This window comes from Dietzia sp. CW19 (assembly GCF_014145265.1).
GTDB lineage: Bacteria > Actinomycetota > Actinomycetes > Mycobacteriales > Mycobacteriaceae > Dietzia > Dietzia natronolimnaea.
In genome coordinates this window covers 1-2,532 of the sequence record NZ_JAALEE010000192.1, presented here as the reverse complement: position 1 = coordinate 2,532, position 2,532 = coordinate 1, and the positions used below count along the sequence as shown (strand labels likewise).

At 72.4% G+C, this 2,532-nt stretch carries 3 protein-coding genes; all 3 read left to right on the top strand.

Annotation, left to right across the window (positions count from 1 at the left end; translation table 11 throughout):
• Positions 1-207: hypothetical protein (locus tag G6021_RS16915; RefSeq protein ID WP_206682646.1), on the top strand; the 207-nt coding region annotated here is incomplete at its 5' end.
• Between the two features lie 60 nt (positions 208-267).
• Positions 268-891: a phosphoribosylglycinamide formyltransferase gene (gene purN / locus G6021_RS06570; RefSeq protein WP_179525860.1), complete on the top strand. Its 624-nt coding sequence runs from the start codon at positions 268-270 to the stop codon at positions 889-891.
• Positions 888-2,456 carry a bifunctional phosphoribosylaminoimidazolecarboxamide formyltransferase/IMP cyclohydrolase gene (gene purH / locus G6021_RS06565; RefSeq protein WP_182640892.1) on the top strand — a complete coding sequence of 523 codons (1,569 nt, stop codon included), beginning with the start codon at positions 888-890 and terminating at the stop codon, positions 2,454-2,456. The genes purN and purH overlap by 4 nt, the downstream gene beginning before the upstream one ends.
• Positions 2,457-2,532: the final 76 nt, after the last annotated feature.

The window sequence follows — 2,532 nt, the reverse complement described above, 5'->3', positions numbered from 1 at the left end:
GGCGACGAGCCCGACGACGACGAGGTGGCGGCCCCCCGTCCCGAGTCCCCCGACTCCGCGAGCGGGACGGCGCCGGACTCCGGGGGAGCGACAGAGGGGGACGGGCACGACGCGGCGGTGGACGGCGCGGCGGTAGACGGCGCGGCGTCAGTCGAAGCCGAGACGGCCGGGGAGAGCCCTGACGAGAGCCCGAAGGCCTCCGACTAGACTGCGACCCGTGCCCGGGAATCCTGCGGGCAGGTGGATCGACGGGCAGGAGCGTAGGACGTGGTCAGTGCCGAGTCCGGAGCACCCTGCCAGGTCGTACTCCTGGCCTCCGGTGCCGGCTCGCTCGCGCAGAGCGTCCTGGACTCGTCCGACGGGGCCGACTGCCCCTACCGGGTGGTCGGCCTGGTCTCCGATCGCCAGTGCGAGGCCGTGACCCGCGCCCGGGCCGCCGGACTGCCCACCGCGATCGTCCGTCCGGCCGATCACCCCGACCGCCCGTCCTGGGACCGTGCGCTGACGGACGCGGTGCGCGGGTTCTCGCCGGACTGGGTCGTCTCCGCGGGCTTCATGCGCATCCTCGGCGAGGCGTTCCTCGGTGAGTTCGCGGGGCGCGTGGTCAACACCCATCCGGCCCTGCTGCCGTCCTTCCCCGGCGCCCACGCGGTGCGGGACGCGCTCGCCTACGGGGTGAGGGTCACGGGATGTACCGTCCACCTGGTCGACGCCGGGGTGGACACGGGCCCGGTGATCGCCCAGTGCGCGGTCGACGTCCTCCCCGACGACACCGAGTCGTCCCTCCACGAACGAATCAAGGTCGTCGAGCGCGAGCTGCTCGTCGACATCCTCGCGGCCGCCGCCCGTGGCCGACTCCACACCGAAGGTCGAAAGGTGCACCTATCGTGACCGACTCCCGCAGGCCCGTCCGCCGTGCGCTCATCAGCGTCTACGACAAGACCGGACTCGAGGATCTCGCGCGGGGTCTGGCGGCCGCCGACGTCGAGATCGTGTCAACCGGTTCCACCGCCCAGCGCATCGCGGCCGCGGGGGTCGCGGTGACGCCCGTCGAGGACCTGACCGGGTTCCCCGAATGCCTGGAGGGCCGGGTGAAGACCCTGCACCCGCGGGTGCACGCGGGCATCCTGGCCGACACGCGCAAGCCGGAACACCTCGAGCAGGTCGCGGAACTCGGTGTGCGTCCGTTCGAGCTCGTCGTCGTCAATCTCTATCCCTTCACAGACACCGTCGCCTCCGGCGCGGACTTCGACGCGTGCGTGGAGCAGATCGACATCGGTGGTCCGTCCATGGTCCGGGCGGCGGCCAAGAACCACCCGTCGGTCGCGGTGCTGGTGGACCCGGCCGGGTACGGCGAGGCCCTGGACGCGGTGGCCGAGGGCGGATTCCCGCTGGAGGAGCGCCGTCGGCTCGCCGCCGCCGCCTTCCGCCACACCGGTGCCTACGACGTCGCGGTGGCCACCTGGATGACGGAGCAGACCGCGACCCCCGCGGGGGACGGGGACGAGAGCTTTCCGGTGTGGCAGGGGCAGAGTCTCGACCTGGCCGCCACCCTGCGCTACGGAGAGAACCCGCACCAGGGCGCCGCCCTCTACACGGACTCCGCCGCGGCCCCCGGACTCGCTCAGGCCGAGCAGCTGCACGGCAAGGAGATGAGCTACAACAACTACGTCGACGGCGACGCCGCCTGGCGGTCCGCGTTCGACCACGCCGAACCGTGCGTGGCGATCATCAAGCACGCGAACCCGTGCGGCATCGCGATCGACGCCGACATCGCCGCGGCCCACCGCGCCGCCCACGAGTGCGACCCCGTCAGCGCGTTCGGCGGGGTGATCGCCGCCAACCGCGAGGTGACCCTGGAGATGGCCGAGCAGGTGGCCGAGATCTTCACCGAGGTGATCATCGCGCCCTCCTACGCGGACGGTGCCGTGGAGATCCTGCAGCGGAAGAAGAACATCCGGATCCTCGAGGCGAACCCGCCGGCGCAGGGGGAGCTCGAGCGCAAGCAGATCTCCGGCGGCGTGCTGGTGCAGCAGCGCGATTCGTTGGACGCCGACGGCGACGTGACCGCGGGGTGGACCAAGGCGTGCGGCGACGACGCCGACGAGGCGACCCTGCGCGACCTGCTGTTCGCGTGGCGCGCCTGCCGGGCGGTCAAGTCCAACGCCATCCTGCTGGTCCAGTCCGGCGCCACCGTCGGAGTGGGCATGGGCCAGGTCAACCGTGTCGACTCGGCCCGGCTCGCGGTGCAGCGCGCGGGGGAGCGGGTGACCGGGGCCGTGGCGGCGTCGGACGCGTTCTTCCCGTTCGCCGACGGGCTCGAGGTGCTCGCCGAGGCCGGGGTGCGCGCGGTGGTGCAGCCGGGCGGGTCCGTCCGGGACGCAGAGGTGATCGAGGCCGCCGAGAAGGCCGGGATCACGATGTACTTCACCGGCGCCCGGCACTTCTTCCACTGAGTTCGACGGTACCGAGGTCGCAGATGGATCAGCAGGAGGCCGTGGCGCTGACCCCACGAGCCCAGGCCAAGGCCCA